Source organism: Oryzihumus sp. JJN4-3R (assembly GCF_057747915.1).
The window spans coordinates 3,310,433-3,337,254 of record NZ_CM173229.1; the positions used below are offsets into that span (position 1 = coordinate 3,310,433).

Genomic DNA, 26,822 nt, shown 5'->3' on the forward strand with positions numbered 1-26,822 from the left:
GCGACCATGTTCTTCACGTCCGCAGGTCCGCTGAACTACGCCGAGGCACAGGTCCGCGACCGTGCCCGCCGGGCGGGTGCGTTGCGGGAGGAGGGCGAGCTGGGCGCCTCTGCGATCGAGTGGGTCATCATCTCGGCCGTCCTCATCCTCATCGTGGGCACCGTGGGCGGCATCATCTGGAGCAAGATCCAGGACAAGGCCAACAGCCTCGAGCTCAAGACGCCGTCGGGTCCCGGCGGCCCCTGACCGGGACACCGCGGATGAGGTCGCTCAGGCGGCTGCGCGCCGGCGGTGACCGCGGCGCCTCCGCCCTGGAGCTCGTGCTCTACATGCCGCTGCTGATGGGGGCCATCTTCATCACCGTGCAGTTCGCCCTGATCTACCTCGGCAACCAGGTGGTCGCCTCGTCGGTGCGCCAGGCGGCGCGCGTGGCCCGCGACGGCGGCGGCACACCGGCGGCGATGCAGGCCGGCGAGGCGGCGGGTCGCGACTACGCCACCCGCATCGGCCACGGGCTGGTCACCGGGGTCACCGTCGACGTCGCCCCGGCCGGCGGGCAGCAGGTGCGGGCCGTGGTCCGCGCCAAGGCGCTCCAGCTGGTGCCGGGGATCCAGGCGCCGCAGATCGTGCAGGTCTCGCAAGGGCCGGTCGAGACGTTCCGGCCGGACAACTAGGCAGCATCGGGGGAGGGGGAGCCGTGAGGGCAGCGATGCGACGGCGCCTGCCGGGGCGCGGTGGACGCAGCCGGGGGTCGATGTCGATCGAGATCGTGCTGCTCACCCCCGTGCTCATGGCCTTCACCCTGCTCATCGTCGCCGGTGGCCGCTTCATCGCCGTCCAGGGCCAGATCGATGCCGCCGCCCGCGACGCCGCCCGCGCGGCATCCGTGCAACGTGACGGGTCCAGCGCCGGTCAGGCCGCGCTGGACACCTGGGCCGCCACCCGGCCCGACACCGCGACCTGCGCGACGCCCGCCGTCGACGACGGCGGCTTCCGGCCCGGCGGCAGCGTGACCGTCCGGGTGTCCTGCCAGGTCTCCTACGCCGGCCTCGGCCTGATCGGCCTGCCCGGCTCGGCCGACGTCTCCAGCTCCGGCGTCGCCCCTATAGACCTCTACCGGAGGACCGGACCATGACGACCTGGTATGCCGTGACGCGCCGCAGCCTGCGCGCTCGCCTCCGCGGGGAGCGAGGATCCGCAACGGTGTTCGTCGTCGGGTTCGCCGTGGTGCTGCTCGCCGGCGCCGGGCTGGCCATCGACGGCGGCCGGGCCATCAACGCCCGCGAGCACGCCGTCGACGTCGCCGAGCAGGCGGCCCGGGCCGGCGCCAACGCCCTCGACGTGGCCCAGCTGCGCGACGCCGGCAGGGTCGAGATCGATCCCGTCCTCGCCCGGCAGGCGGCCAGCAGCTACCTCAACCAGGCCGGCTACAGCCAGGGGGCCACCGTGGACCCCAGCCCCGCCGGCGTGACCGTGCGGATCACCTCGAGCGTGCCGACCGCCCTGCTCGGGCTGGTCGGCATCCAGACCATCGACATCTCGGGTGAGGCCACCGCCCGCCCGAGCACCGGCATCACCACCGGAGACGCCCCATGAGCCAGACGCCCCAGACCCCGACGCTGACGACGCCGGACCCCGACACCACGGAGGGGCCGGCCCGGTTCCAGCGGCCCGAAGGGCCGCGCGAGGTGCCCTCGGGACTGCGCCGGACGGCATACCTGTTGGCGGCCCTCCTGCTCGTGGTCGGTGTCCCCGCCCTCCTGGTGTGGCTGTCGGGGCCCCCGCCGATCCCGACCAGCCTGCCGGGCCGCGAGGACCTGACCCGGGCCATCGGCATCGAGCAGGTCGTCACCGTCCTCGTCGCTGTGGTGTGGCTGGCGTGGCTGCAGTTCGTGGCGTGCATGATCGTCGAGCTGCTCAGTGCGGTCCGCCACGACGGCGTGCCGACGCCGGTGCCGTTCGGCGGTCCGTCCCAGCGGCTGGCCCGGGTGCTCATCGGCGGCATCCTGCTCGCCGGCGTCGTGGGTGGGCAGGTGGCGACCGTCCTCAACGCGACGTCGACCGGGCCGGCGCGGGCGGCCACCACGGTCTCGGCGACCGTCGACGGCCAGGCGCCGGTCATCCGCACGGACACGCCCACCGAGACGCCGAGCATCGTCACGCCGCAGGCGGACCCGGTCGGGGGTCCGGAGTCGCTGGCGGGCCACAAGGTCTACACGGTCAAGCCCCCGGTGGGGCACAAGCACGACAACCTCTGGGACATCGCGCAGGCCCACCTCGGCGACGGCCGGCGCTACAAGGAGATCTACGAGCTCAACAAGGACCGGCTGCAGCCCGACGGCCGTGCGCTGCACCTGGCCCGGCTGATCCAGCCGGGGTGGCAGCTGGTCATGCCCGAGGACGCCGTCGGGGTGGCGCGCGTCGCCGTGCCCGAGGCGCCCGCTCCCGTGGCGCCGGTCGCCCCGGTCGGGGAGCACCCCGGTGCCGGTGCGGCCACCAGCGCGCAGGGCACCCCCGACGCCATGCTCGCGCCGGTCGGCAGCCACGTCGGTGGCGGCGCGACCGACGGTGCGGTCGTGGACGCGGCCGGGCCCGGGGCGAGCCCGTTGGTCGGCGCGCTGTCGAGCGCCGGCCTGCTCGCCGCCTGCCTGCTGGGGGCACTGGGGGCGCGCCGGCTGCGCCGCGGCGGCGGCAGCCAGCCGGCCGGCGACGCCGTCGAGGCCGAGGTCGGCCTGCGCGTGGGTGCCGACACCGACCGCGCCGCGTGGCTGGACGCCGCGCTGCGCGGCCTGGCCGTCCACTGTGACCAGTCCGGGGTGCGCCTGCCTCCGGCCTACGCGGCGGTCGTCGACGACGAGCGCCTCGAGCTGTGGATCACCCCGGCGCGCACCGACGCCCCCGACCCGTGGACCGTCGCGGAGGACGGCCGGCGCTGGGTGCTCGAGCGCGCCGACGCGCCCTCACGGGCCGGCGGGCCGGCGGCCTACCCGGCGATGGTGTGCCTCGGCCGGGACGAGTCCGGGCGCGACGTCCTGATCGACCTCGAGGCCTCCGACGGACCGGTGCAGGTCAGCGGGGACGCGGGGGTCGGTGGCCAGGTCGCCACCGCCCTGGCCGTGCAGCTGGCGACCATGCCGTGGGCCGACCAGGTCGACGTCCGCGCCCACGGGCTGCCCAGCGAGGTCTCGGTTTTGGCCGCCGGCCGGCTGTCCCTGGTCGACGACCTCGACGCGACCGTCACCGAGCTGGAGCAGCGGGCCACCGGGGTCCGGGGCGATGAGGTGCTCACCGGCCGCCTGGCCCGGCTGGAGCAGGAGCCGCCGCAGTACCTCGTGCTCGCCACGCCCACCGACCCCGCGCTCGGCGCCCGCATGGCGGCCGTGACCCAGGGCGGCCGCAGGCCGTTCGGCATCGTCGGGGTCGGCGACCTGCCCGGGGCGCAGTGGCGTCTCGAGGTCGACGAGGCCGGCACGATGACCGTGCCGCTGCTGGGCCTCTCGCTGACCCCCCACCGGATGACCCAGCACTCGCTGGACGCCGTGACCGCCCTGTTCGAGGCGGCCGAGACGGCGCCGGTGCAGGGCCCCGACGGGCGCCCGCCGGTGCCGACGACGACCGGGGGCGACGACTCGACCTGGGCCGCCGCGGCGGTCCGTGTCGGCATCCTCGGCCGGCTCGAGGTCCGTGCGCCCGGGCGGATCGACGCCACGCGGGTGCCTTTGGCCGAGGAGATCGTGGCCTACCTCGCCTGCCACCCCGGTGGCGTCCACCCGGGGGTGCTCGCCTCGGCGGTCTGGCCGCGGGGCGTCAGCCACGCCGTGGCCGAGGCGACCGTCGAGCGGGTCCGCGACTGGCTCGGCGACGACGCCGACGGCTCGGCCCTGCTGCGCACCGACGAGAGCGGACGACACCTGCTCTCGCCGTCGGTGCGGGTGGACTGGGCGGCATTCTGCACCGTGCTGCAACGCTCCCGTCAGGCGTCCTCCCCGCGGGAGGAGGCCGAGCTGCTGCGCCGCGCCCTGCGGCTGGTGCGGGGCCCGCTGTTCGACGCGCGCCCGTCCGGGCGCTACTCGTGGCTGCCGCGCACCGCGCTGGAGCGCACAGTGCCGGCCCTGGTGGTCGACGCCGCCCACCGGCTGGCCGAGCTGTCCGGTTCCGCCGACCCCGACGACGCGATCGCCGCGGCGCAGGCCGGGCTGCGCATGGCCCCGACGGCGCACCTGCTCTGGCGCGACTGGATCAGTGCCGAGCACGCGCGCTCCGGCAGCGCCGGCCTGCCCGAGCTGGTGGCCGGGATGACCGAGGTGCTGGACCACCACGGCGTCCCCGTCGACGCCGAGACCGAGGCACTGGTCGACCACCTCATGGCCACGTCCGGGGAGCGCGCGGCCTCCGGGAGCTGAGGCCGCAGGCGCCCTGTCCCGCGAGGGGCGGGGCGCCCCTGGCGAGGCGGGCGGGAGCCCGTCCTCGACGCGTCAGGGCACCCGCTCGCGGCCGGTACTGTGGCGGGGTGCCCCGACTGATCACCACACCCACGCGCATCCCCGTCCCCGGAGGCAAGGTCATCGACGAGCACGTCGGCCGGGTCACCACCGGCACCGACGCCGTCTCGGTCGCCCACATGATCGCCCCGCCGCACTGGGACGAGCCGTTCCAGACCCCGCAGTTCGACGAGGTGACGCTCGTGCTCAAGGGCAGCGTCATCGTCGAGCACGAGGGCGGGCCGACCACGGTCACCGCAGGGCAGTCGATCATCACCCACGCCGGGGAGCGGATCCGCTACTCCACCGGTGACGAGGGCGCTGAGTACGTCGCCGTGTGCACCCCCGCCTTCTCCCCGGACACCGTCGGGCGCGAGGAGTGAGCGTGCTGACCGACGACCAGATCAGACGGGCCCCCAAGGCCCTGCTGCACGACCACCTGGACGGCGGTCTGCGTCCGCAGACGATCCTGGAGATCGCCGAGACCGTTGGCTACCAAGGGCTTCCGGCTACGGACGCCGCGGCGCTCGGCCAGTGGTTCCGCGACAGCGCCGACTCCGGCTCGCTGGAGCGATACCTGGAGACCTTCGACCACACCCTGGCCGTGATGCAGACCGTCGAGGGCCTGCACCGGGTGGCGCGCGAGTGCGTCGAGGACCTGGCGGCTGACGGCGTCGTCTACGCCGAGGTGCGCTACGCCCCCGAGCAGCACCTCCAGGCCGGACTGGCGCTCGAGGACGTCGTGGAAGCGGTCAACGCCGGGTTCCGCGAGGGCGAGAAGCGCGCCGCCGAGGCCGGCCACCCGATCCGGGTCACCGCCCTGCTGACGGCGATGCGTCACGCCGCCAAGAGCACCGAGATCGCCGAGCTGGTCGTGCGCTACCGCGACCAGGGCGTCTCCGGCTTCGACATCGCCGGCGCCGAGGCCGGCTTCCCGCCCACCCGGCACCTCGACGCCTTCGAGTACCTGCGCCGCGAGAACGCCCACTTCACCATCCACGCCGGTGAGGCCTTCGGCCTGCCGAGCATCTGGGAGGCGATCCAGTGGTGCGGCGCCGACCGGCTCGGCCACGGCGTGCGCATCGTCGACGACCTCAGCGTCGGCGACCTGCCCTACACCGCCGACCCCGATCGCTTCGCCGCCGCAGACCCCGCCTCGGTCAGCCTGGGCCGCCTGGCCTCCTACGTCCGCGACCGGCGGATCCCGTTGGAGATGTGCCCGAGCAGCAACCTCCAGACGGCCGCGGCCGACTCGATCGCGCACCACCCGATCACGCTGCTCAAGCGGCTGAAGTTCCGCGTCACCGTCAACACCGACAACCGCCTCATGAGCGGCACGTCGATGTCGCGCGAGATGTCCCTCCTGGTGCGCGAGGCCGGCTGGACGCTGGAGGACCTGCGCTGGGCGACGATCAACGCGATGAAGTCCGCGTTCATCCCCTTCGACGAGCGCCTCGCCATCATCGAGGACGTGGTCAAGCCCGGGTACGCCGCGCTGCTGGCCGAGTCGGGCGCCGGGACGGCCTGACCGCTCACCTGCCCCACCACCCGCCGAGGGGGACGTTCCCGGGGTTTGAGCCAGGCTCAAACCCCAGAAACGGCCCCCTCGGTGCCGTGCTCAGGGCAGGCGCTCCGGCGGCATGAGCCGCCGGCGGAGCTGGTCCTCGCGCTGGAGCCGCTCGGTGTCCCGGCGCCGCCGGTCGGCGAGGACGGCGGCGAGCACCGCCTCCGGGTGGTGGCCCGGGGGAGGCGGCGGCGCGGCATACCGGAGCACGTCGGCGAGCAGCTGCTCGCCGAGCTGGGCGCGCGCCGAGGGGCTGAACCCGGGAGCCCGGGCGAGGAACTGCCGGGTGGCCATGGCGAGGGCGTCGGGCAGGGCCGCGATGTCGGCGCCGAGCGCCCACTGCGCCAGCGGCCACGGCATCTGCGGCGGCGGGAGGAGCTGCGGGCGGACCCGCTCGCGGACGACGTAGGTGCCGGCGGCGAGGTCGCCCAGGCGCTTGCCCTTGCGGGTGACCAGCGCGCACATCAGGGCGGGGACCCCGCCGAGGATCCAGAGCTCGACGACACCCACCAGCGCGCGGGCGAACGCCTGGCGGAACACGATCGGCCCGGCGTCGTCGCGCACGGCCCGCAGGCCCGTGACGACCCGGCCCAGGCTGCGGCCGCGGGTGAGCGTCTCCACCGTGGTGGGCAGGCCGACCAGCGTCAGGACGACGCAGGTGAGGAAGACCGTGGCCACGACGGCGTCGTCGGAGCCCTGGGTGATCACGCCGGCCAGGATGAACAGCACGGTCAGGACGATGAACCCGAGCAGCAGGTCGATGCCCCCCGACAGCAGGCGCATGCCGAGGCCGGCTGCGGGCAGGTCGAGGGCGACGGCCTCACCGGTGACCAGGTCGTCGTCGCCGACGCCGAGCGTTGCGCTGTCCACGACCTCAGCCTAGGGCCGGGGTCGCGCCCCTAGGCTGTGCCACGTGGATCTCGACGCGTTCGTGGCGGCGCACCAGGGGGAGTGGCAGCGGCTCGACGCGCTGACCCGGCAGCGACGGTTGTCCGGGGCGGAGGCCGACGAGATCCTCGACAGCTACCAGCGGGTCGCGACGCACCTGTCGGTCGTGCGCTCGGCGGCGCCGGACCCGAGCCTGGTCACCTACCTGTCCTCGCTGCTGGCGCGGGCCCGGTCCCGCTCGGCGGGGACCCGGACCGCCTCCTGGGCCGACCTGGCGACGTTCTTCACCGACACGTTCCCGGCCGCGCTCTACCGGACCCGCCGGTGGTGGGTGGCGACGGCCGCGGCCAACGTGGGGCTGGCGTTCGTCCTCGGCTGGTGGCTCGTACGCAACCCGCAGGTGGAGTCGGCGCTGCTCTCGCCGCAGGAGATCAACCAGCTGGTCAAGGTGGACTTCGCGCACTACTACAGCGAGTACGCCGCCTCGCACTTCGCCGCGAAGGTCTGGACCAACAACGCCTGGGTCTCCGCGCTGTGCATCGCCCTCGGGGTGCTCGGGCTGCCGGTGATCTACCTGCTGTGGAAGAACGTCCTCAACGTGGCCGTGGTCGGCTCGATCATGGTCCACCACCACCGGGCCGGGGTGTTCTTCGGCCTGATCCTGCCGCACGGGATCCTCGAGCTGACCGCGGTCTTCGTCGCGGGGGCGACCGGGCTGCGGCTGTTCTGGTCCTGGGTGGAGCCCGGCCCGCGGACCCGCGCGCAGTCGGTCGCCCGCGAGGGCCGGTCGGCCATGTCGGTGGCGCTCGGGCTGGTCGTGGTGCTCGCCGTGTCAGGGGTCATCGAGGCCTTCGTGACGCCTTCGCCGCTGCCCACCTGGGCCCGGGTGGGGATCGGTGTGCTGGCCGAGGCGGCGTTCCTGACCTATGTGTTCACCGTGGGGCGATGGGCCGTGCGCCGCGGGGCGACGGGGGACGTCAGCGCCGACGACGCCGGGGCCGAGGCCCCGGTCGCCGGTTGACGCCGTCCGGCGTCGGCAGCCGGGACCGGGCTGGTCACCGGCTCTCTTCCCACGCCGTCCAGGTGTCGGGCAGGTCGCCCGGCTCGAGGTCGTCGACGGTCAGGGCGTGCCGCGCCATCTCATCGAGGTCCTGCCCGGCATAGGCCTGACCGCGGGTGACGACGTTGCCGGCCTCGTCCAGCACCCGCCACTGCGTGTGGATGCCGTCGCTGGCGAGTCGGGACTGCTTCGAGTAGTCAGCCATGGGAACTCCCTCTGCTGGTGGGCCGGGTCCCTGGTGGTGCCGCGGACCCCCAGGGGCCGGCGAGAGACGGGGAGTCCGTGCCGGCGGCCTGTCCCCAGCCTGCCAGTGCCGGGATTCCCTGGCGACCTGCAACAAGTCCCGCCGCGGTTGCGGCGGGACTCGAGACGAGCGGGTGGATCAGTGGGCGAGCTCGACCGGCTTGGCAGTGCCGATGTCGATGGAGAGGTCGCCGACGTAGTTCTTGCGGAGCGAGAAGCGGTCCCGGCTGTTGGCCCTCACCCAGTCAGCGGCCTTGGCCGTGGCCGCGTTGGCCTGCTCGTGGGTCTCCCACGTGCTGAGCGAGACGAAGGCGTCCTTGTCGACCTGGGCGATCCCGTAGGACACGAAGCCGTCGCTCTCCTGGAACAGCGGCACCATCCCTGCCTTGGCCTGGGTGGCGATCTCGTCGAAGGAGCCGGACTTGATGTCGTAGAGCGCGATGCGTGTGCAACGCATGATGTGCCTTCCTGTGGCGAAGCGGCCCGCGTAGCCCGCAGGCCGGTTCCACTGACGACAGTACGTTAGATCTGAGAAACTAGCAATCAAGTTCCTAGATACAGAGTTCGGATATAGTCCGGGGTCATGCCTTGGGGTTTCCTGACCAACCACGCCCAGGCGCTGCTGTGCATCGCCCGTGACCCGGACGTGCGCCTGCGTGAGATCGCCACCACCCTGGGCATCACCGAGCGCGCCGCCTTCGGCATCGTCACGGACCTGGTGGACGCCGGGTATGTGCTCAAGGACAGGGACGGCCGACGCAACCGCTACCGGATCCAGGGCGACCAGCCCCTGCCCGAGGTCCTGGTCCGGCAGCGAACGGTCGGCCAGCTGGTCAACCTCCTCGCCCAGACCGATGTCGGCAGCCGCGACCACGCCTGAGGCTCGCCGGACACACGCCATCGCCTGACGCCGCCGACCTGGGTGACAGGCGCGGCCGACCCCGCGCGGCGGGAGCGGGGACGTTGGGCTCTCCCGTCCGGGAGCCAGCGGGGCGAAGGTGAAGCAACTGCGAAGGTGGCTGCCATGACCCTTGGTCACGTTCCCGCCCTCACATCGACCAGACAGGCAGCACCTGTCGTCGTAGCCGCATCGATGGGAGAGGGGAAGACTCCATGACGAACGCCCCCCAGAGCCCGAGCTCCGCAGGCGAGGGGAAACCAGCGCCCCCGCCGACGCCGACCAACAAGCCCCAGCAGAGGGCACCGCGCCTGACTCGTCTCAGCGCGGCCTGGGTGGCCACTGCTGTCGCCCTCCTGCTCCTGGTCCTGCTCATCGTCTTCATCCTGCAGAACCCGACGCGCGTGGAAGTGCACTACCTCGGTTTCGCGGGTTCCGTCTCGCTGGGAGTGGCGATGCTGGTCGCTGCCGTCGCCGGCGGTCTGGCGGTGGCAGTCGCCGGAGCTGGCCGGATCACCCAGCTCTCGATGAATGCGCGCCGAAGCCGGACCAACGGGCCGTCGCCGGAGGCCACGTCCGCAGACGAGGAGTGAGTCGGGCGACGTGCCGTTGTCCCTCGCACCTCGCGACCTGCGTGACGCTCCTCGCGACCACACCTGAGGCTCCGGCATACCGGCTCTGCCGTGGTTCGTGGCGCTCTGCCGCGGTCACAACCTCGGCAGAGCGCGACGTTCCCCGGCACAGCCGGCCGCGACCGGGTCACACGACCTGATGTCGCGACCTGGTGTCGCCGGATCAGGCCATTTCAGGCACGTGCAGGTGCGCGAGGGCGATCTCCATCTCGGCGACGTCCTCGACCGTGGCCCCGGACTCCTTGGCCGCCCGCTGCCGGATGCTGCCCGTGGGCCCACGGCTGGCCTCCAGGGCCGCCGCGTTGTCGAACGTCACCGTCCCGACGGCCCGCCCGGTCTGGCGGTTGATGAGCAGGCTGGCACTGCAGAAGCCGTAGAGCTCCCGGACCCGCGGGAGGACGACCATCCGGAAGATGTCCGTGGCGCGGTCCGCGGTGCCCGCATCACCCCTCATCCAGGTGACCCGGGCGAAGGCGCCGCTGGGCGTGGCGTGGTCCCGGTGGACCACCGCGACCTCCCAGGTGTCGACCTCGCTGGGGCTCGCGGCGAGGACCTGCTCCGCCTTGCTGCGCAGCGGGCGGACCGCCTCGGCTGTGGCCGCCATGGCCTCCTCGGACTGCCACGCGGCTGTGGCGATGCAGCGGCCGGACCCACGGTCCACCAGGACCGACATCCCGACACAACCGTCCATGCCCGTCACGGCAGGGAGGACCTCGTCGCGGATGACGGCGAGGCCGTCCTCGATCCGGGCGGGGTCCGCCTGCATGCTGCTGGTGCGTGCGTACACGACGCGCTCCTCTGCTCGAGGCAGCGCCACGACGGCGCTGCCGTCCCGGGCCACGCTTCTCTCCGAGGGTGCCCGGGTCAAGAGTCGCGGTGGCATGGCCCGCGGGACGCCACGGGACCCTCAGAGCAGGCCGCGGGACTTCAGCAGCAGGTAGTGGTCGGTCAGGGCCACCGGCAGGTCCTCCGGGGCCGCGTCGATGACGTGGACACCGAGCCGGCCGAGGACCTCGCCGGTGCGCTCCCGCAGCGTCGTCGTCCGCTGCGCCGCTGCCGCGTCGTAGACCTCCGGCACCGAGTCGCGCGCCCCGCCCATCCGCGCCAGCGCCGGGTCGGCCACCGACGCGAGGACCACGCGGTGGTGACGGGTCAGCGTCGCCAGGGTGGGCAGCAGGCTCTCCTCGACCGCGGCCGGCTCCAGGGTGGTGAGCAGCACCAGCAGCGAGCGGCGCCGGCTCATCGCGCTGACCGCCCCGGCGAGTGCCGACCAGTCGGCCTCCAGCAGCGCCGGCTCCAGCGGCGCCATCGCCGTGACGAGGTCGGCGAGCAGCTCGGTGCGCGAGGCGCCGCTCACCTTGGCCCGGACCACGCGGTCGCCGGCCAGGAGGTCCACGCGGTCGCCGGCGCGGGAGGCCAGCGCGGCCAGGAGCAGCGCCGCGTCCATCGAGGCGTCCAGCCGCGGCGCGTCGTCGACCCGGCTCGCCGACAGGCGCGAGGTGTCCAGGACGAGGATGACCCGCCGGTCCCGCTCGGGCTGCCACGTCCGCACGACGACGCTGCTGCGTCGGGCGGTCGCCCGCCAGTCGATGCTGCGCACGTCGTCGCCGACGACGTAGTCACGCAGCGAGTCGAACTCCGTGCCCTGCCCCCGCACCCGCACCGCCGAGCGACCGTCGAGCTGGCGCAGCGTGGCCAGCCGGCTCGGCAGGTGCTTGCGGGAGGTGAACGGCGGCAGCGCCCGGATCACGCCGGGGGCCTCCAGCGACCGCTGCCGGCCGGCCAGCCCGAGCGGTCCGATGCTGCGCACGGTGACCCGGTCACTGCGCCGGTCGCCGCGCCGGGTGGGCGTCAGCACGGTCGTCACCGCGGCCCGCTCACCGGCCGCGACCGAGACGGTATGCCGTGCGGTCGCCGCCCCGGCCGAGGGCTGCCACGCGTCGCGCACGACGGCGCGCAGGCGCCGTCCCATCGGGTTGGTCACCAGCAGCGCGGTCGACCCGGACTCGCCCAGACGCACCTGGCCGCTGGGCCGGCGCTCCAGCACGAGCCGGCGCGGGCTGACCGCCAGCAGCAGGTCGAGCACCACCCCGACGAGCACCAGACCCCACCACAGCAGGACCGTCTGCTCGTGGGGCGAGAGCACGACGGGAACCAGGCCCAGCAGCAGCACCAGCGGGGTGCGCCCGGTCAACGCCACGGGAGCCCCCGTGGGGCGGTCGCGCCGCAGAGGTGCGCACCCGGCATACCGGTGGGGGCCATGCTCAGCGGGGCACCGGGACGGCGGAGAGGGCGCTGGCCAGGACGGAGGCGACGTTGACGCCCTCCAGCTCGGCCTCGGGGCGCAGCTGCAGCCGGTGCGCCAGGGTCGCCTGCGCGAGCGCCTTGACGTCGTCGGGGGTCACGAAGTCGCGGCCGTTGAGCCACGCCCACGCCCGGCTGGTCGTCATCAGCGCGGTCGCGCCGCGGGGGCTCACGCCCAGGGCCAGCGAGGGTGACTGCCGCGTGGCGCGGGCGATGTCGACGATGTAGCCGGCCACCTCCGGTGAGACACGGACCTCGCGCACCGCCGCGGCCCCGGCCGCGAGGTCCTCGGGGCCGGCGACCGGGCGGACGCCCGCCGCCGCCAGGTCGCGCGGGTCGAACCCGTCGGCGTGCCGGGTCAGCACGGCCACCTCGTCCTCGCGGGGCGGCAGGGGCAGCTGCACCTTGAGGAGGAACCGGTCGAGCTGGGCCTCGGGCAGGGGGTAGGTGCCTTCGTACTCGACCGGGTTCTGCGTCGCGGCAACCAGGAACGGCGCCGGCAGCGGCCGGGGCCGGCCGTCCACGGACACCTGCCGCTCCTCCATCGCCTCCAGCAGCGAGGCCTGGGTCTTCGGCGGCGTCCGGTTGATCTCGTCGGCCAGCAGCAGGTTGGTGAACACCGGCCCCTCGCGGAAGGAGAACTCCGCCGAGTGCGCGTCGTAGACCAGCGACCCGGTGATGTCGCCGGGCATGAGGTCGGGCGTGAACTGCACGCGCTTGGTCTGCATGTCCAGCGCCGCGGCGAGGGTGCGCACGAGCAGCGTCTTGGCGACGCCGGGCACGCCCTCGAGCAGGATGTGGCCGCGGGCGAGCAGGGCGATGATGACGCCGGAGACGGCGGCGTCCTGGCCGACGACGGCCTTGGCGACCTCCTGGCGGACGGCCATCAGGGCCTCGCGCGCCCGGGTCGCGGTCTCGACGGGGACGGTGTCGGTCATGGTCGGCGGACCTCTTTCTCCAGGGTGGCCAGCAGTTGGGCCAGGGCGAGCAGCGACGGGTCGTCGTGCGGGGCGCCGCTCAGCGCCGCCGCGACCTCGGTGTGGGGGCGTCCGGTGACGCCGGCGACGGCGGCGGACAGGGTGGCCGGGTCGGTCCCGCGGGGCAGGCCGAGGTATGCCGCGAGGCGGGTCCGGGTGCCGGCCTGCAGGACCGCGGCGGCCCGGGCCCGGTCCCCGGCCTTGTGGTACATCCGGGAGCGGCTGCGGGTCGTCTCGGTGGCGCTGACCACGGCGGGCAGCGGCTCGGTCACGAGCCGGCCGAGGCGCCGGCCGCGCCAGAGCATCAGGGCCAGGAGCGCGCCCGCCCCGACGGCCAACCCGGGCCAGACCCAGCGGGGGACCAGCGTGTCCATCGAGGTCGGGTCGTCGGCGGGCACGTCCGCGGGGTCGGCGACGTACCACAGCAGCCGGGGGCTGGCGCCGAGGAGCCGGAGCGCGACGGCGGCGTCGTCGGCCTGCAGGACGCTGCCGTTGGCCAGGACGTCAGGGCTGCCGAGCAGGGTCACTGCCGGGCGCTGCGCCGACGCGGGCAGGGTGAGGACCACGCCGCCACCGCCGTCGATGAAGCACTGCTCGGCGCCCTCGGCCGCCCGTCGCGGCCGGTAGGTGTGGTCGCCCCCGGAGATGTGCAGCTCGGGAGTCAGCCCGGCGGTGCGGCAGCCGGCCCGGACGACGTCCCACACGGCCGCCGGGGTGGCGTCCACCGGCAGGCCCATGCCCTCGACCGCGTCCCCGCCGGGGGAGAGCAGCACGACCCGGTCGGCCCGGGCCGCGTAGGCGAGGACGCGGGCCGCCACGCTGCGGGAGAGGTATGCCGTGCTGGTCACCAGGACGGTGGTGCCCGCCCCGACGTCGCTGGACTGCAGCGCCGACAGGGAGCGGACCACCTCGACGTGGACACTGTGGTCGGACAGGACGCGGGCCACCGCCTGAGCGCCCTGCGGCCCGGGGTTCTCCGGGTCCGAGGGGGTGGTCACCTGACCGGTGGTCCCGGTCATGACCGTGAGCAGGGCCGTGCCGAGCAGGACGAGGGCGACGACGACGGCCAGGCCGCGGCGACGGCGCAGGGCCGCTCGCCAGCCCTGGGGCGCGCCGGGGCCGTGCCCGGCGGCCCGCTCGGGTGGCTGCGTGGCACCGGTCGCCGCGGGCCTGATGGGCGAGGACGTCTCCTGCCCGGTGACGGGGGCGGTCACGGCGCGACCACCGCTGCGCCTGGGGCCACGGTCAGGGCCGGCCGGGTGCGCGCCAGGTGGCGGTCGAGCTCGGCGACCTGCTCCGCGTCGGAGCGGGAGATGTGGCGCGACCCGTAGCGCACGGCGTCGAAGAGGTCGGCCGCGTGGTGCAGCCTGTCCCGGTGGTCGGGGAACACCGGGCCCAGGGCCAGCGCCACCTCGTGGGCGGTGCGGCCGGGACCGTCGTCCAGCAGGGTCCGCTCGGTCGCACCCCGGGCGATGGCGCGGTAGGCGTCGGCCAGGGCGTCGTCGAAGCGGCCCCGGGCGAGCGCCTCGGCGGCCCGCGCGCGATACATGGCGGCGGTGACCGAGGGGTCGGTGAGCACGGCCTCGTCGCCGCCGGCCCGGCGGCGCTCGCGTCGGACGCGGGGCAGGACGAACACGAGGAGGGCGAGGACCGCGGCGGCCACCAGCGCGGTCACCACCGGTGACCAGCCGGAGCCGTTGGCGCCCTGGGCCAGCAGCCGGTCCCACTGCTCGTGGATCCAGTGCATGATCCGCTGCACCAGGGAGTCCTGGTGGTAGGCGCCCTTGCTGAGCTCGTGTCGCAGCCAGCTGCGGGCCTCGTCCGGCGAGGGCTCGAGGCCGCGGGGCAGCATCAGGGACAGCGACGGTGTCAGGGCTCAGCCCTGCCGGGAGGTGGCGTCAGCCTGGGCGGCGCGGATCAGCGTGACGTCCAGCCCCTCGAGCCGGATCCGCCGGTCGATGTAGAGCAGGCCGGTGACCCCGGCGACGAACGGCGTGGTCAGCGCACCGGAGAGCAGCTGTCCGAGGTGGGAGACGAAGACCATCGTCAGCAGCGGCGCCAGCCCGTCGCCGCCGAAGGCCAGGGCTGCCACCGCCCCCACGACCGAGAACGGCACGGCGAGCATCGAGGCGGCGACCGAGGCCATCACCGAGGCCAGCAGCAGGATGCCGAAGGTGCGCCAGAACGCGTTGCGGGTCAGGGCGAGGGACCGACGCAGCGCAGCGCGGACCCCCAGGCCCTCGAGCACGATCGCCGGCGCGGCCATGCAGGTGCGCACCGACAGCCACACGCCGAGGGCGAGGCAGGCCAGGCCGCCGACCACGGCGACGGGCACTCCCACGGCGGGCGGGCCGGTCAGCGCGATGGCGACGCCTCCGCCGACGAGGACGAGCAGCGGCAGGAGGACAACCAGGCCGACCAACAGCGCCGCCCCCAGCACCGGCAGCAGGCGGCCACGCGTGCTCGACCAGGTGCGGCCCAGGGTGGTGTGCCGGCCCAGGACCGCCTCGCCGATGACGTGGACGAGCATCCCGCTGAGCAGCACGGTGGCCAGCTCGGTGAACAGCACCTGCACCAAGGAGGCCGGCAGGGTGCCGACGCCGCCCCCGTAGGGGCTCTGGTCGCTGTCGAAGGCGAGGGTCGTCAGCAGGGCGGAGAGGGCGGCGGACGGGATGAGGCAGGCCGCGGTGACCAGCGCGGACAGCCCGATGGTGGCGCCGGGGTTGCGCCGGATCGCCTTGACCGCGCCGTCGAGCAGGTCGCCGAGGCCGAGGGGACGCAGCGCGACGATGCCGGGCTTGTGCAGCATCGGCAGGCCGTAGGCGGCGGACGGTCCGGCCGGGTAGCCGGGCGCGGCCATGCCGGGGTGACCCGGTGCCGCCGCCGGCCCCACGGGCGCCGGGGCGCCCACGGAGCCGGCTGGCGGCCACACGAGAGAGGGCGTGGCTGCCCCGGGCGGCGGGAAGGCCTGCCCGGGTGGCGGGAACCCGCCGTCCTGCGTCATCTGATCCCCCTCCGGCGTGATGGCTGGTGCCATGATCGCCCATCGCGCGACTGCGCGCAGGCAGACCCGGCGGCCGAGTCACATCCCGGGGATCGTGGCGATCTGCGAGGCGCGGGGGACGGTGATGGGCTTGACGGCGTCCCACTCGGTGAAGTCCATCGTGCCCTTGTCCTTGCCCTTGGGCATCGCGATCCGCAGCACGTGGTAGGCGCCGTCGGCGCTGACGTAGAGCTTGGCGTCCTCGCCGCCGACCCGGTCACTGAGCACCCAGGCGTCCTGGCCGTTGACGGTGCCCGCCTCGACCTTGGTGGTGAGCCTGGCGAAGGTCGGCATGCTCTCGTCCTCGAACATGCTCTTGAGCAGCCCGGTGACCGACAGGTCGTTCATGTCCTTGGCCGAGTCCGCAGGCAGCTTGATGTACTTCGTGCCGATCATCCGGGCGGCCTCGGCGCCGGCGTTCTTCTTCCAGTACTCCTGGGTGGAGCGCAGGTAGGTGGTGCCGGAGACGCGGCGCAGCTCGAAGGTGCCGTCGCTGGCCATACCGATGCTGCCGTTCACGTCGCCGGACTTCGTCCCGGCGAGGTCGAGCACCATGTGCTGGCCGTCGGTCGTCATGTCGCCCTTGAAGTGCACGCTCTTGGCGGCCAGGGCGCTGGCCCGGGCCTTCTTGTAGAGGACGTCGGCGGCCGGCTTGGCAGGAGCGGTCCTGGCCCCGGCCTTCGCCGAGTCGGACGCCGCAGGACCGCAGGCGGTGAGTCCGGCGACAGTGAGGACGCCGGCGGCGGCGAGGGCAACGGGCGTCAGGGCACGACGAAGAGAGCTGGTCACAGGAATCCCCCGGGGAAGGTGACGGCTTGTGTCATCCGTCACGAATTGTCCGAAACGAGCGGAACCTATCAGTTTGCTGTGAGTCCGGACCAGAGGGTCGGTCAGTGCCGGGAGGCGGGCCGGGAGGGGTGCCCGGCGAGGATCCGCTCGGCCCGAGACGGCGAGCACGGGCGCGCGCCCAGTGACTCCTGCCGGGCCACGATCGCGGGCTCCTGGTGGCAGAGGAGCAGCCCGCGCCGCCACAGCCCCAGCGGCGGCTTGCGCCGCTCGGACAGGTCCCGCAGGAACCGCCGCCAGAAGGTGAGCCACCGGTTGTGCCGGACGCAGAACGCCTCGAGCAGCAGGCCCTGCGCGGCCAGCAGCGGCACGATCTCGGCGGCGAAGATGCCCTCGGCCAGGATGACGTCGTCCGGCCCGGCGTGGACGGTGGCGTGACCGGCCGCCTGCGAGGCGGCGATGTCGTACTGCGGCACCCGCACGCGGCCGTGGGTCACCAGCTCGGTCAGCGCCGCGACCGCCTTGTCGGCGTGCCACGAGTCCGGGTGGTCCCAGTCGACGATGCCCATCTCGAGCACCGGCAGGGCCGGGTCGTCACCGTCGCGGTAGAAGTCGTCGAGCCGGACCACCGGCCAGCCGTGCTGCTCAGTCAGCCGCCGGGCGAGGCGGGACTTGCCCGAGCCGCTCGGCCCGGCGAGGACGACCACCCGGCGCCGGTCCGGCGTCGCCGGAGGGGGCTCGACAGGGGGTGCGGCGTGCACGGTCACCGGGGCGGGATCAGCTGGCACGGACCCAGATTGTATGCCGTCCGGTCACCTCCCGGCCGCCCCGAGGTCGCGCGACGGGACGGGTCGGCAGCGCAGGTCACGGATGGGTAGCGGTGCTGGCGCACCCGGCACGGCGGGGCGCATGCTGGACGGGTGGCGAGGTTCCCCCGCGCTCGGGTGGCGATGCTCCGCGCGCTGCTCGCGCTGGGGCAGGCGCTGGGTGTCTCGCGGGTGCCGCCGCAGCCGACCGGCCCCTCGCTGGAGCGGATCTGTGCCGACCTGCACCGGCTGGACCTCGAGCGGGCGTTCCTGCTGTCCAACCCGCACATCCCGGCGCTCTACCACCGCCTCGTGGCGGTCAGCTGGGCCTACGACCGGGCCCTGCGCGATGCGTGCGAGGCCCTCGGGCTGCCCGCTCCCGAGCGGGACCCGTTCGGCTACGCCGAGCGCCTCGCGACCGAGGCGGAGCTGAGCGCGGCCGGCCTGCGCTGGTGAGGCGCCGCAGGCACGAACGCGCCGAGGGACCCCGCGCCGTGCGCGAGGTCCCTCGGGTCGGGGTCGTGGCGGGTGCTCAGACGCCCTTGGGGTGCCAGACCGTCTTGGTCTCCAGGTAGGCCCGTACCGAGGACAGGTCCGGCGTGGCCGACCAGTCCGGCTCGACCGCGGACTCGCCGCTGCCGGCCGGCCGCACGACGCGCTTGAGGTTGTCGCTCGCGGCGAGCTCGAGGTCGCCCCACGCGACGCCGTCGGCGTCGGCGGCGCCCGCGAGGTTGATCGCGTTGACGTCCATGTGCGAGGCCAGCCACGGGGCCACCTCGGCGGTGCGGCCGGTGACCAGGTTGATCACGCCTCCGGGCACGTCGGAGGTGGCGAGCACCTCCGAGAGGGTGATCGCCGGGAGCGGGCGCTCCTCGCTGGCGAGGACGACGGCGGTGTTGCCGCTGACCACGATCGGCGCGAGCACCGACACCAGGCCCAGCAGCGAGGACTTCTGCGGCGCGAGCGCGGCGACGACACCGGTCGGCTCGGGCGCGGAGATGTCGAAGTAGGGCCCGGCGACCGGGTTGAGGTTGCCGAGGACCTGGGCGATCTTGTCGGTCCACCCGGCGTACCAGACCCAGCGGTCGATGGCCTGCGAGACCAGCGACTCGGCCAGGGCAGCGGTGACGCCCTCGGCGGCACCGACCTCGGCGACGAACTGCGCCCGACGGCCCTCCATCAGCTCCGCGACCCGGTAGAGGACCTGCCCGCGGTTGTAGGCCGTGGCGCCGGCCCACTTGGGGAAGGCGCCCCGCGCGGCGACGACCGCGTCACGGGCGTCCTTGCGCGAGCCCATCGCGGCGTTGGCGAGGAACCGCCCGCGGGAGTCGGTGACCTCGTAGGTGCGGCCGGACTCGCTGCGCGGAAAGGCGCCGCCGACATACAGCTTGTAGGTCTTGCGGATCTCGACCCGCTGCTCCGCGGCCGGGGCCGGGGCGGTGGCCTTCTTCGTCGTGGCCTTCTTGGCGGCGGCGGGGCTCACTTGGCGGCTCCTGTCGTGACGTAGGCCTCGAGGCCGTGGCGGCCACCCTCGCGGCCGTAGCCGGACTCCTTGTAGCCACCGAAGGGCGAGGTCGGGTCGAAGCGGTTGAAGGTGTTGGCCCAGACCACGCCGGCGCGCAGCTGGTCGGCCATCCAGAGGATGCGCGAGCCCTTCTCGGTCCACACGCCGGCGGAGAGGCCGTAGGGGGTGTTGTTGGCCTTGGCCACCGCCTCCTGCGGGGTGCGGAAGGTCAGCACCGACAGGACCGGCCCGAAGACCTCCTCCTGGGCGATGCGGTGCGTCTGGGAGACGCCGGTGAACACCGTGGGGGCGAACCAGAAGCCGCGCTCGGGCAGGTCGCACGGAGCGGTCCAGCGCTCGGCGCCCTCGGCCTCGCCGATGTCGGACAGCTCGCGGATGCGGGCGAGCTGAGCGGCGGAGTTGATCGCGCCGACGTCGGTGTTCTTGTCCAGCGGGTCGCCGACGCGCAGGGTCTGCAGGCGGCGCTTGAGCCGGCTGACCACGTCCTCGGCGACGGACTCCTGCACCAGCAGGCGCGAGCCGGCGCAGCAGACGTGGCCCTGGTTGAAGAAGATGCCGTTGACGATGCCCTCGACGGCCTGGTCGACGGCGGCGTCGTCGAAGACGATGTTGGCCGCCTTGCCGCCGAGCTCCAGCGTCGCGCGCTTGCGCGTGCCGGCGATCGAGCGGGCGATGGCCTTGCCGACGTCGGTGGAGCCGGTGAAGGCCACCTTGTCCACGCCGGCGTGCTCGACGACCGCGCGGCCGGTGTCACCGGCGCCGGTGATGATGTTGACGACGCCGGCCGGCAGGTCGGCCTGCTGGCAGACCTCGGCGAAGAGCAGGGCCGTCAGCGGCGTGGTCTCGGCCGGCTTGAGCACGACCGTGTTGCCGGCGGCCAGGGCCGGGGCGATCTTCCACGCCAGCATCAGCAGCGGGAAGTTCCACGGGATGACCTGGCCGACGACGCCGATGGCGCGCGGGTTGTCCCCGAGGCCGGCGTACTCCAGCTTGTCCGCCCAGCCCGCGTGGTAGAAGAAGTGCGCCGCGGCGAGCGGGACGTCGACGTCGCGCGACTCCTTGATCGGCTTGCCGTTGTCGATGCTCTCCAGCACGGCGAACTCGCGGGCACGCTCCTGGAGGATGCGCGCGATACGGAAGAGGTACTTGCCGCGCTCGGCGCCGGAGAGGCGACCCCACGGGCCCTCGAACGCCCGGCGGGCCGCGCGCACGGCGCGGTCGACGTCGGCGTCGCTGGCCTCGGTGACCTCGGCCAGGACCTCCTCGGTGGAGGGGCTGATGGTCTTGAAGGCGGAGCCGCCCTCGGACTCGACGAACTCACCGCCGATGAACAGCCCGTAGGAGGGCTTGATGTTGACGATCGCGCGCGACTCGGGGGCGGGCGCGTACTCGAACTTGGACACAGTTATCGCCTCGAGGCTCTCAGTCGATCGTGACGTAGTCGGCGCCGGAGTAGTGGCCGGTGGCCAGCTTCTGGCGCTGCAGGAGGAGGTCGTTGAGCAGGCTGGAGGCGCCGAACCGGAACCAGTCCGGGTCGATCCAGTCCTCGCCGGCGATCTCGTTGACCATGACGAGGTACTTCATCGCGTCCTTGGTCGTCTTGATGCCGCCGGCCGGCTTGACGCCGACCATGCGACCGGTGAGGGCGCGCCAGTCGCGCACGGCCTCGAGCATGATCAGCGTGACCGGCAGGGTCGCCGCGGGGGAGACCTTGCCGGTGGAGGTCTTGATGAAGTCGCCGCCGGCCAGCATCGACAGCCACGACGCACGGCGGACGTTGTCGTAGGTGACCAGCTCGCCGGTCTCCATGATGACCTTCAGGTGGGCGTTGGCACCGTCCTCGGTGCACAGCGCCTTGATCGCCGCGATCTCCTCGAACACCTGCAGGTAGCGCCCGGAGAGGAACGCGCCGCGGTCGATGACCATGTCGATCTCGTCGGCGCCGGCCCGGATGGCATCACGGGTGTCGGCCAGCTTGACCTCCATCGAGGCGCGGCCGGAGGGGAAGGCGGTGGACACCGCGGCGACGTGGATGCCGGTGCCGCGCAGGGCGTCGACGGCCACCGGGACCATGTCGTTGTAGACGCAGACCGCCGCGACGCGCGGGGTGTCGGGGTTGCCCGGGTCCGGGTTCTTGGCCTTGGCACACAGCGAGCGCACCTTGCCCTCGGTGTCGGCGCCCTCGAGGGTGGTCAGGTCGATCATGCCGATGGCGGTGTCGATGGCCCAGGCCTTGGCCGTCGTCTTGATGCTGCGGGTGCCCAGACCGGCGGCGCGCGCCTCGGCGCCGACCTGGTCCACGCCCGGGAGGCCATGGAGCCACGTCGTCAGCGCGGCGTTGGTCAGGGTGCCGACTCCGAGCAGGTCAGCTGCTCGCTCGGCTGCGGGGGATGAACTCACCACGGGAGTCTATCGGCCTATGCTCGAGGGGTAGGACGCCCCGATCGGTGGCCGCCGGGTGCGGCGCCGACGCCCCTTGAGAACCCGAGGTCATGACCCCTTCCGCCTCCACCAGCAAGACGTACCGGCAGCGGTCGTCCCAGCTCCTCGCCCTCCTGTTCATCGCCGCCGCGGTGTTCCTCATCCTCTCGATCCTGCGTTCGTGGGGCCAGGACCCCTCACCGCTGTTCCTGTCGGTCATGCTGCTGGGCATCGCCGGCTCGTGGGCGCTCTTCCTGCGCCCGGCGGTCGTGGTCGACCAGCAGGGGGTGACGCTGCGCAACGTCCTGCGCGACATCCACGTGCCGTGGCACCTGCTCGACGACGTCGACGCGCGCTGGAACGTCCGGGTCTTCGTCGGCGAACGGCCCTACATCGCCTGGGCGGTCGCGACGCAGATCGAGCGGCCCAAGGGCGGCGGGCTGCTCGGCGGCTCCTCGGCCCTGTCCCGCTACGTCAAGGAGGACTCCGCGGGTGCCCCCGAGCCCGGTGGCCGCAAGGTCACCTCGCGCATGGTCGCCGACGTCATCGAGCGGACGCGGGAGGAGTATGCCGCGGCCGTCGCCGACGGGCAGATCGTCCCGCCGGCCGACCCGCGCGTCTCGGTGACGTGGGTGCCTCCGGTGATGGCGGCCCTCGCCCTCCCGGCGCTCGCTGTCCTGGTGTTCGCCCTCACCTGACGGGCGCGTCCCTCGCGGTGACGGTCGGCCGGCGGGACACTGACCGCCATGGCGTATGACGAGGAGCTGGCCCACCGCATCCGCGAGGTCCTGCAGGACGAGCCGGGCATCCGGGAGAAGGCCATGTTCGGCGGCCTGGCCTTCCTGGCCCGCGGCAACATGGCCGTGGCGGCGAGCGGGCAGGGCGGGCTGATGGTCCGGGTCGACCCCGCCGACACAGCAGCCCTGGTCGACGGCACGGGTGCCAGCCGGATGGTGATGCGGGGGCGCGAGATGGACGGCTGGCTGCGGGTGGACCTCGCGGCGGTCGACCGCGACGAGGACCTGCGCGGCTGGGTCGGGCGGGGCCTGGCCTACGCGCGCTCGCTGCCACCGAAGTAGGCGATGCGCCAGGGCGGCGACCTCGGAGCCCGCGAAACCTCGTGGCGACCGATGACCCCCGTCCCTAGGGTGTGGCCCATGGCATCGGTCAAGCAGGTCCAGGTCACCTTCGACTGCGCCGAACCGGAGCGCGTCGCCCGGTTCTGGTGCGAGGTGCTGGGTTACGTCGTCCCGCCGCCGCCGGAGGGCTTCGCCAGCTGGGACGACGTCGACCGCGCGCTGCCGCCGGAGCGCCAGGGCTCGGCGTTCGCCTGCGTCGACCCCTCAGGGGTGGGCCCGCGACTGTTCTTCCAGCGCGTCCCCGAGGGCAAGGTCGTCAAGAACCGGGTGCACCTCGACGTGCGGGTCGGCACCGGCCTCGTGGGCGAGGAGCGCCTGGCCGCACTCGAGGCCGAGTGCGCACGACTGGTCGAGCTCGGCGCGGCGCGCGTGCGACTTCTGCGCGCCGACGGGTTCAACGAGTCGTGCCTCGTGATGCAGGACGTCGAGGGCAACGAGTTCTGCCTCGACTGAGGGTGCTCAGACCGCGGTGAGCTCCTGCATCGCCGAGCGCATCGCCGCGAGCCGGCGGCGGCCCTCCTCCCGGGCAGCGCCCAGGCCGGCCTCGCCGACCGGCACGACCGCCTCGAGGTAGACCTTGAGCTTGGGCTCGGTCCCGCTGGGCCGGACGATCACCCGGCCGCCGTCGGCCAGGTAGTAGCGCAGCCCGTCCGTCGGGGGCAGCTCCGCCGAGCCGGTTGCCAGGTCGTCGGCCCGCTCGACGGCCACGCCGCCGACCTGCGCCGGCGGTGCGGAGCGCAGCCGCTCCATGACGGTGCCGATCAGCGACAGGTCGGCCACGCGCACCGAGAAGGAGTCGGTCTCGTGGGCGCCGTGGGCCACTGCGAGGTCGTCCAGGACGTCGAGCAGTGTGCGGCCCTGCGCCTTGAGCGTCGCCGCCATCTCGGCCACCATCAGCGCGGCGCTGACACCGTCCTTGTCGCGCACGGTCTCCGGATCGACGCAGTAGCCCAGCGCCTCCTCGTAGCCGTAGCGCAGCCCCGGCACCCGGGAGATCCACTTGAAGCCGGTCAGCGTCTCCTCGTGCCGCAGCCCGGCCGTCTTGGCCATCGCCGCGAGCAGCCGCGAGGACACGATCGAGTTGGCGAGGACCGCGTCGGCACCGACTCCGCGCTCGAGCACGTGGGCGCCCAGCAGCGCGCCGACCTCGTCGCCGCGCAGCATCCGCCAGCCGGCGGGGTTGGCGTCGGTGACGGCGGCCGGGTCCGGGACGGCGACGGCGCAGCGGTCCGCGTCCGGGTCGTTGGCGAGCACCAGGTCGGGGTGGACCCGGCCGGCGAGTTCGAGCGCCGCGTCGATGGCGCCGGCCTCCTCCGGGTTGGGGAAGCTCACGGTGGGGAACTCCGGGTCCGGGGCGGCCTGGCTGTCCACGACCGCCGGCGCCGGGAAGCCCGCGCGCTCGAACGCGGCGAGCACCACGTCGCTGCCGACGCCGTGCAGCGCGGTGTGCACGACGGACACCTCGCGCGGGGTGTCCGTGGCGACCACCGCCGCGGTCGCGGCCAGGTAGGCCTCCAGCACCTCCTCGCCCAGGGTGGTCCAGCCCGACTCCGCCCGCGGCACCGAGGCCACCGTGTCGACCCGGGAGATCCAGGTGGCGATGTCGGCATCGGCCGGCGGCACGATCTGGCTGCCGTCGCCGAGGTAGACCTTGTAGCCGTTGTCCTGCGGCGGGTTGTGGCTGGCCGTGACCATGACGCCGGCGGCCGCGCCGAGGTGGCGCACCGCGAACGCCAGGACGGGCGTGGGCAGCGGTCGGGGCAGCACCACCGCGCGGCCACCGGCCGCGGTCACCACCGCCGCGGTGTCGGCCGCGAACACGTCGGAGTTGTGGCGGGCGTCGAACCCGACGACGACCAGCGGGCTGGGGTCCTTCTCCTTGAGGTATGCCGTGAGGCCGGCTGCCGCGCGGATGACCACGCTGCGGTTCATCCGGTTCGGGCCGGCGCCGAGGGCGCCGCGCAGGCCGGCGGTGCCGAACTCCAGCATCCCGGAGAACCGGTCGGCCAGGTCGGCGGTCGCCGCCTCGTCCCCGCCGCGGGCGGCCCGCACCACGGCCTCGAGCTCGGCGCGCGTCGCCTCGTCCGGGTCGTCCTCCAGCCACGCCTGCGCGGCCTCGACCAGCTCGGAGTCGCGCGCCTCGGCGCTGGTGGGCGCGGCGCCCGCCCGGCCGTGCCGGCCGGCATACGGCGTCTGCGGCGCCATCAGATGCGGCCCACGACGGCGGCCAGCAGGCGACCGCAGCGCTCGGCGGCGGCCTGACCGGCCTCGAGCACCTCGGCGTGGTCCAGCGGCTGGTCGGAGATGCCGGCCGCGAGGTTGGTGACCAGGGAGATGCCGAGCACCTCCATGCCGGCCTGGCGGGCGGCGATCGCCTCGAGCGTGGTCGACATGCCGACCAGGTCGCCGCCGATGACCTTGGCCATCTGCACCTCGGCCGGGGTCTCGTAGTGCGGGCCGCGGAACTGGACGTAGACGCCCTCGTCGAGGCCGGCGTCGACCTCGCGGGCGACGGCGCGCAGGCGGGGGGAGTACAGGTCGGTGAGGTCGACGAAGTTCGCGCCCTCGATCGGGGAGGCGGCCGTGAGGTTGATGTGGTCGCGGATCAGCACCGGGGTGCCGGGACCCCACGCCGGGTTGAGCCCGCCGCAGCCGTTGGTCAGCACGATGGTGCGGCAGCCTGCGGCGGCCGCGGTGCGGACGGCGTGGACGACGGCGCGGACGCCGCGGCCCTCGTAGAAGTGGGTGCGGGTGCCGTAGACGAGCGCGCGGCGGCCGGTGTCGCCGATGGCGACCGAGCGCATCACGCCGGAGTGGCCGGCCACGGCTGCCTTGGCAAAGCCCGGAACGTCGGCGTTGTCGATGCTCGCGAGGGTCTCGCCGATGAGGTCGCCGGTCTGGCCCCAGCCGGAGCCGAGGACGAGGGCCACGTCGTGCTGCGCCGCCCCGGTGCGCTCCGCGATGACCGCAGCGGCCGCCCGGGCCACCTCGAACGGGTCGGTCGCGGGGTCGTTGAGGTCTAGGGCGCTCTGGGCTGTCTCAGTCACGGCGGAACTCTACTCAGCGCGCGGGCCGGCGGGATCCGCCCCGGCGGCGGCCCCCGCGAGGGTCGCCCGCCTCCGCCCACCGGGCTCTGAGAAACGGGTGCAACACTGCGCCCGTGACCGACGACACGACCCGTCCCACACCCGAGCCCGCGCGCCTGGACCGGCGTACCGCCCTGGTGTCCCTGGCCGCGGTGCTGGGCACCGCCGCCTGCGCGGGACCGGCGCCCAAGCCGGCCGCCGGGGGGTCGACCGGGGCCACGACCTCGGCCGGCTCGCCCACCACGGCACCGACGAGGGCCACGCCGGCCGCGACGCCGTCCGCGACCCGACAGCCGGCCGGCCCGGCTCCGCGGCCGAGCATCGCGAGCACCAGCGGACCGGACATCGTCCACGGCCCGCGCACGCGCCACGAGGTCGCCCTGACCTTCCACGGGGCGGGCGACCCGGCGCTGGCGCGCGGCATCCTCCGGGCCTGCGCCGCGCACGACGCCCGGATCACGGTCTTCGCCGTGGGGCAGTGGCTCGCCGCCGAGCCGCACATGGCCACCGAGATCCTGCGGGGCGGGCACGAGCTGGGCAACCACACGTGGAGCCACCAGCAGATGAAGCAGCTCACCGCCGACCAGGCCCGGTCCGAGGCCGTGAAGGGAGCGGCGGCGCTGCGCGCCGCCACCGGCACGGAGGGCTGGTGGTTCCGTCCCTCGGGCACCCTGCACAGCACGGCGACGATCCGCGCGGCAGCCGAGGCTGCGGGATACCGGCGGTGCGTGTCCTACGACGTGGACCCGGAGGACTTCCGCGACCCGGGCGCGTCCCTGGTCCACAGCCGGACGCTCGCGGCAGTGCAGCCGGGGTCCATCGTCAGCCTGCACTTCGGGCACGCGGGCACCCTGCAGGCCCTGCCGGCGATCCTGGAGGGCCTGGCGGCCAAGCGACTCGAACCCGTCACGTTGTCGCGACTCCTGCGCGACGGCGCCTGACCTCTGCCACCATGTCGAGGACTCCCTC

General features: G+C 74.1%; 31 protein-coding genes. 15 read left to right on the plus strand and 16 right to left on the minus strand.

What is annotated here, in order from left to right; translation table 11 throughout:
• Window positions 1-6 precede the first annotated feature (6 nt).
• The 7 genes from AC3ANM_RS15840 (at window position 7) to AC3ANM_RS15870 (ending at window position 6,009) form a co-directional block, all read left to right on the plus strand.
• The gene (locus AC3ANM_RS15840) at window positions 7-246 is read left to right on the plus strand and encodes a hypothetical protein (RefSeq protein ID WP_488285377.1); all 240 of its coding nucleotides are present in this window, start codon (window positions 7-9) and stop codon (window positions 244-246) included.
• 14 nt (window positions 247-260) lie between these two features.
• Window positions 261-674, plus strand: coding sequence for a TadE/TadG family type IV pilus assembly protein (locus AC3ANM_RS15845; RefSeq protein ID WP_488285378.1), 414 nt, complete (start codon window positions 261-263; stop codon window positions 672-674).
• A gap of 80 nt (window positions 675-754) precedes the next feature.
• Window positions 755-1,135, plus strand: coding sequence for a TadE/TadG family type IV pilus assembly protein (locus AC3ANM_RS15850; protein ID WP_488285379.1), 381 nt, complete (start codon window positions 755-757; stop codon window positions 1,133-1,135).
• A complete protein-coding gene (locus AC3ANM_RS15855; RefSeq protein ID WP_488285380.1) occupies window positions 1,132-1,596 on the plus strand; it encodes a TadE/TadG family type IV pilus assembly protein in 465 nt (154 codons plus the stop codon). The genes AC3ANM_RS15850 and AC3ANM_RS15855 overlap by 4 nt, the downstream gene beginning before the upstream one ends.
• Window positions 1,593-4,403 (plus strand): AfsR/SARP family transcriptional regulator, encoded by a 2,811-nt coding sequence (locus AC3ANM_RS15860; protein WP_488285381.1) that lies wholly within the window; start codon window positions 1,593-1,595, stop codon window positions 4,401-4,403. Before AC3ANM_RS15855 ends, AC3ANM_RS15860 begins: the two co-directional genes overlap by 4 nt.
• A 107-nt stretch (window positions 4,404-4,510) precedes the next feature.
• On the plus strand, window positions 4,511-4,864 hold the full coding sequence (locus AC3ANM_RS15865; protein WP_488285382.1) for a cupin domain-containing protein: 354 nt from the start codon (window positions 4,511-4,513) through the stop codon (window positions 4,862-4,864).
• A 2-nt stretch (window positions 4,865-4,866) separates the two neighbouring features.
• Window positions 4,867-6,009 (plus strand): adenosine deaminase, encoded by a 1,143-nt coding sequence (locus AC3ANM_RS15870; RefSeq protein ID WP_488285383.1) that lies wholly within the window; start codon window positions 4,867-4,869, stop codon window positions 6,007-6,009.
• A 90-nt stretch (window positions 6,010-6,099) separates the two neighbouring features.
• Here AC3ANM_RS15870 and AC3ANM_RS15875 read toward each other — a convergent pair whose 3' ends face one another.
• On the minus strand, window positions 6,100-6,915 hold the full coding sequence (locus AC3ANM_RS15875; RefSeq protein WP_488285384.1) for an RDD family protein: 816 nt from the start codon (window positions 6,913-6,915) through the stop codon (window positions 6,100-6,102).
• 43 nt (window positions 6,916-6,958) lie between these two features.
• On the opposite strand from AC3ANM_RS15875, the gene AC3ANM_RS15880 reads away from it, so the two are divergent.
• A complete protein-coding gene (locus AC3ANM_RS15880) occupies window positions 6,959-7,954 on the plus strand; it encodes a stage II sporulation protein M (RefSeq protein ID WP_488285385.1) in 996 nt (331 codons plus the stop codon).
• 34 nt (window positions 7,955-7,988) lie between these two features.
• Here AC3ANM_RS15880 and AC3ANM_RS15885 read toward each other — a convergent pair whose 3' ends face one another.
• Together AC3ANM_RS15885 and AC3ANM_RS15890 are read right to left on the minus strand one after the other, a co-directional pair.
• The gene (locus AC3ANM_RS15885; RefSeq protein WP_488285386.1) at window positions 7,989-8,198 is read right to left on the minus strand and encodes a hypothetical protein; all 210 of its coding nucleotides are present in this window, start codon (window positions 8,196-8,198) and stop codon (window positions 7,989-7,991) included.
• Window positions 8,199-8,375: 177 nt separating this feature from the next.
• Entirely contained in the window at window positions 8,376-8,693 is a 318-nt protein-coding gene (locus AC3ANM_RS15890; RefSeq protein ID WP_488285387.1) for a hypothetical protein, read from the minus strand.
• A gap of 126 nt (window positions 8,694-8,819) precedes the next feature.
• Between AC3ANM_RS15890 and AC3ANM_RS15895 the strand changes: the two genes are divergently transcribed.
• Complete coding sequence (locus tag AC3ANM_RS15895) at window positions 8,820-9,116, plus strand: helix-turn-helix transcriptional regulator (RefSeq protein WP_488285388.1); 297 nt, start codon at window positions 8,820-8,822, stop codon at window positions 9,114-9,116.
• A gap of 353 nt (window positions 9,117-9,469) precedes the next feature.
• Window positions 9,470-9,727: a lipopolysaccharide assembly protein LapA domain-containing protein gene (locus AC3ANM_RS15900; RefSeq protein ID WP_488285389.1), complete on the plus strand. Its 258-nt coding sequence runs from the start codon at window positions 9,470-9,472 to the stop codon at window positions 9,725-9,727.
• A 202-nt stretch (window positions 9,728-9,929) separates the two neighbouring features.
• Here AC3ANM_RS15900 and AC3ANM_RS15905 read toward each other — a convergent pair whose 3' ends face one another.
• The 8 genes from AC3ANM_RS15905 to AC3ANM_RS15940 all read right to left on the minus strand — a co-directional run bounded on the left by AC3ANM_RS15905 (window position 9,930) and on the right by AC3ANM_RS15940 (window position 17,664).
• Window positions 9,930-10,553 carry a hypothetical protein gene (locus tag AC3ANM_RS15905; RefSeq protein WP_488285390.1) on the minus strand — a complete coding sequence of 208 codons (624 nt, stop codon included), beginning with the start codon at window positions 10,551-10,553 and terminating at the stop codon, window positions 9,930-9,932.
• A gap of 120 nt (window positions 10,554-10,673) precedes the next feature.
• Entirely contained in the window at window positions 10,674-11,966 is a 1,293-nt protein-coding gene (locus tag AC3ANM_RS15910; protein WP_488285391.1) for a DUF58 domain-containing protein, read from the minus strand.
• 64 nt (window positions 11,967-12,030) lie between these two features.
• Complete coding sequence (locus tag AC3ANM_RS15915; protein ID WP_488285392.1) at window positions 12,031-13,008, minus strand: AAA family ATPase; 978 nt, start codon at window positions 13,006-13,008, stop codon at window positions 12,031-12,033.
• A complete protein-coding gene (locus AC3ANM_RS15920) occupies window positions 13,005-14,261 on the minus strand; it encodes a DUF4350 domain-containing protein (RefSeq protein ID WP_488285393.1) in 1,257 nt (418 codons plus the stop codon). Before AC3ANM_RS15920 ends, AC3ANM_RS15915 begins: the two co-directional genes overlap by 4 nt.
• Window positions 14,258-14,899 carry a DUF4129 domain-containing protein gene (locus AC3ANM_RS15925; RefSeq protein ID WP_488285394.1) on the minus strand — a complete coding sequence of 214 codons (642 nt, stop codon included), beginning with the start codon at window positions 14,897-14,899 and terminating at the stop codon, window positions 14,258-14,260. Before AC3ANM_RS15925 ends, AC3ANM_RS15920 begins: the two co-directional genes overlap by 4 nt.
• Before the next feature lie 24 nt (window positions 14,900-14,923).
• A complete protein-coding gene (locus AC3ANM_RS15930; protein WP_488285395.1) occupies window positions 14,924-15,907 on the minus strand; it encodes a DUF7847 domain-containing protein in 984 nt (327 codons plus the stop codon).
• Between the two features lie 222 nt (window positions 15,908-16,129).
• On the minus strand, window positions 16,130-16,879 hold the full coding sequence (locus tag AC3ANM_RS15935) for a hypothetical protein (protein ID WP_488285396.1): 750 nt from the start codon (window positions 16,877-16,879) through the stop codon (window positions 16,130-16,132).
• Between the two features lie 101 nt (window positions 16,880-16,980).
• Entirely contained in the window at window positions 16,981-17,664 is a 684-nt protein-coding gene (locus AC3ANM_RS15940; protein ID WP_488285397.1) for a uridine kinase family protein, read from the minus strand.
• A 132-nt stretch (window positions 17,665-17,796) separates the two neighbouring features.
• Between AC3ANM_RS15940 and AC3ANM_RS15945 the strand changes: the two genes are divergently transcribed.
• A complete protein-coding gene (locus AC3ANM_RS15945) occupies window positions 17,797-18,138 on the plus strand; it encodes a hypothetical protein (protein WP_488285398.1) in 342 nt (113 codons plus the stop codon).
• Window positions 18,139-18,214: 76 nt separating this feature from the next.
• Here the strand turns inward: AC3ANM_RS15945 and AC3ANM_RS15950 are convergent, their stop codons facing one another.
• The 3 genes from AC3ANM_RS15950 to deoC form a co-directional block, all read right to left on the minus strand.
• The gene (locus AC3ANM_RS15950) at window positions 18,215-19,087 is read right to left on the minus strand and encodes an aldehyde dehydrogenase family protein (RefSeq protein ID WP_488287966.1); all 873 of its coding nucleotides are present in this window, start codon (window positions 19,085-19,087) and stop codon (window positions 18,215-18,217) included.
• A gap of 74 nt (window positions 19,088-19,161) precedes the next feature.
• Window positions 19,162-20,610 (minus strand): aldehyde dehydrogenase family protein, encoded by a 1,449-nt coding sequence (locus AC3ANM_RS15955; protein ID WP_488285399.1) that lies wholly within the window; start codon window positions 20,608-20,610, stop codon window positions 19,162-19,164.
• 19 nt (window positions 20,611-20,629) lie between these two features.
• On the minus strand, window positions 20,630-21,607 hold the full coding sequence (deoC, locus tag AC3ANM_RS15960; protein ID WP_488285400.1) for a deoxyribose-phosphate aldolase: 978 nt from the start codon (window positions 21,605-21,607) through the stop codon (window positions 20,630-20,632).
• Window positions 21,608-21,699: 92 nt separating this feature from the next.
• Between deoC and AC3ANM_RS15965 the strand changes: the two genes are divergently transcribed.
• The 3 genes from AC3ANM_RS15965 to AC3ANM_RS15975 all read left to right on the plus strand — a co-directional run bounded on the left by AC3ANM_RS15965 (window position 21,700) and on the right by AC3ANM_RS15975 (window position 23,220).
• The gene (locus tag AC3ANM_RS15965; RefSeq protein WP_488285401.1) at window positions 21,700-22,326 is read left to right on the plus strand and encodes a PH domain-containing protein; all 627 of its coding nucleotides are present in this window, start codon (window positions 21,700-21,702) and stop codon (window positions 22,324-22,326) included.
• 48 nt (window positions 22,327-22,374) lie between these two features.
• Window positions 22,375-22,707: a TfoX/Sxy family protein gene (locus AC3ANM_RS15970; protein WP_488285402.1), complete on the plus strand. Its 333-nt coding sequence runs from the start codon at window positions 22,375-22,377 to the stop codon at window positions 22,705-22,707.
• 78 nt (window positions 22,708-22,785) lie between these two features.
• The gene (locus tag AC3ANM_RS15975) at window positions 22,786-23,220 is read left to right on the plus strand and encodes a VOC family protein (protein WP_488285403.1); all 435 of its coding nucleotides are present in this window, start codon (window positions 22,786-22,788) and stop codon (window positions 23,218-23,220) included.
• 6 nt (window positions 23,221-23,226) lie between these two features.
• Here AC3ANM_RS15975 and AC3ANM_RS15980 read toward each other — a convergent pair whose 3' ends face one another.
• Together AC3ANM_RS15980 and AC3ANM_RS15985 are read right to left on the minus strand one after the other, a co-directional pair.
• A complete protein-coding gene (locus tag AC3ANM_RS15980; RefSeq protein WP_488285404.1) occupies window positions 23,227-24,972 on the minus strand; it encodes a phospho-sugar mutase in 1,746 nt (581 codons plus the stop codon).
• Complete coding sequence (locus AC3ANM_RS15985; protein ID WP_488285405.1) at window positions 24,972-25,814, minus strand: purine-nucleoside phosphorylase; 843 nt, start codon at window positions 25,812-25,814, stop codon at window positions 24,972-24,974. Before AC3ANM_RS15985 ends, AC3ANM_RS15980 begins: the two co-directional genes overlap by 1 nt.
• A 113-nt stretch (window positions 25,815-25,927) precedes the next feature.
• Here AC3ANM_RS15985 and AC3ANM_RS15990 point away from each other — a divergent pair, with 113 nt between their 5' ends.
• Window positions 25,928-26,794: a polysaccharide deacetylase family protein gene (locus AC3ANM_RS15990; RefSeq protein WP_488285406.1), complete on the plus strand. Its 867-nt coding sequence runs from the start codon at window positions 25,928-25,930 to the stop codon at window positions 26,792-26,794.
• Window positions 26,795-26,822: the final 28 nt, after the last annotated feature.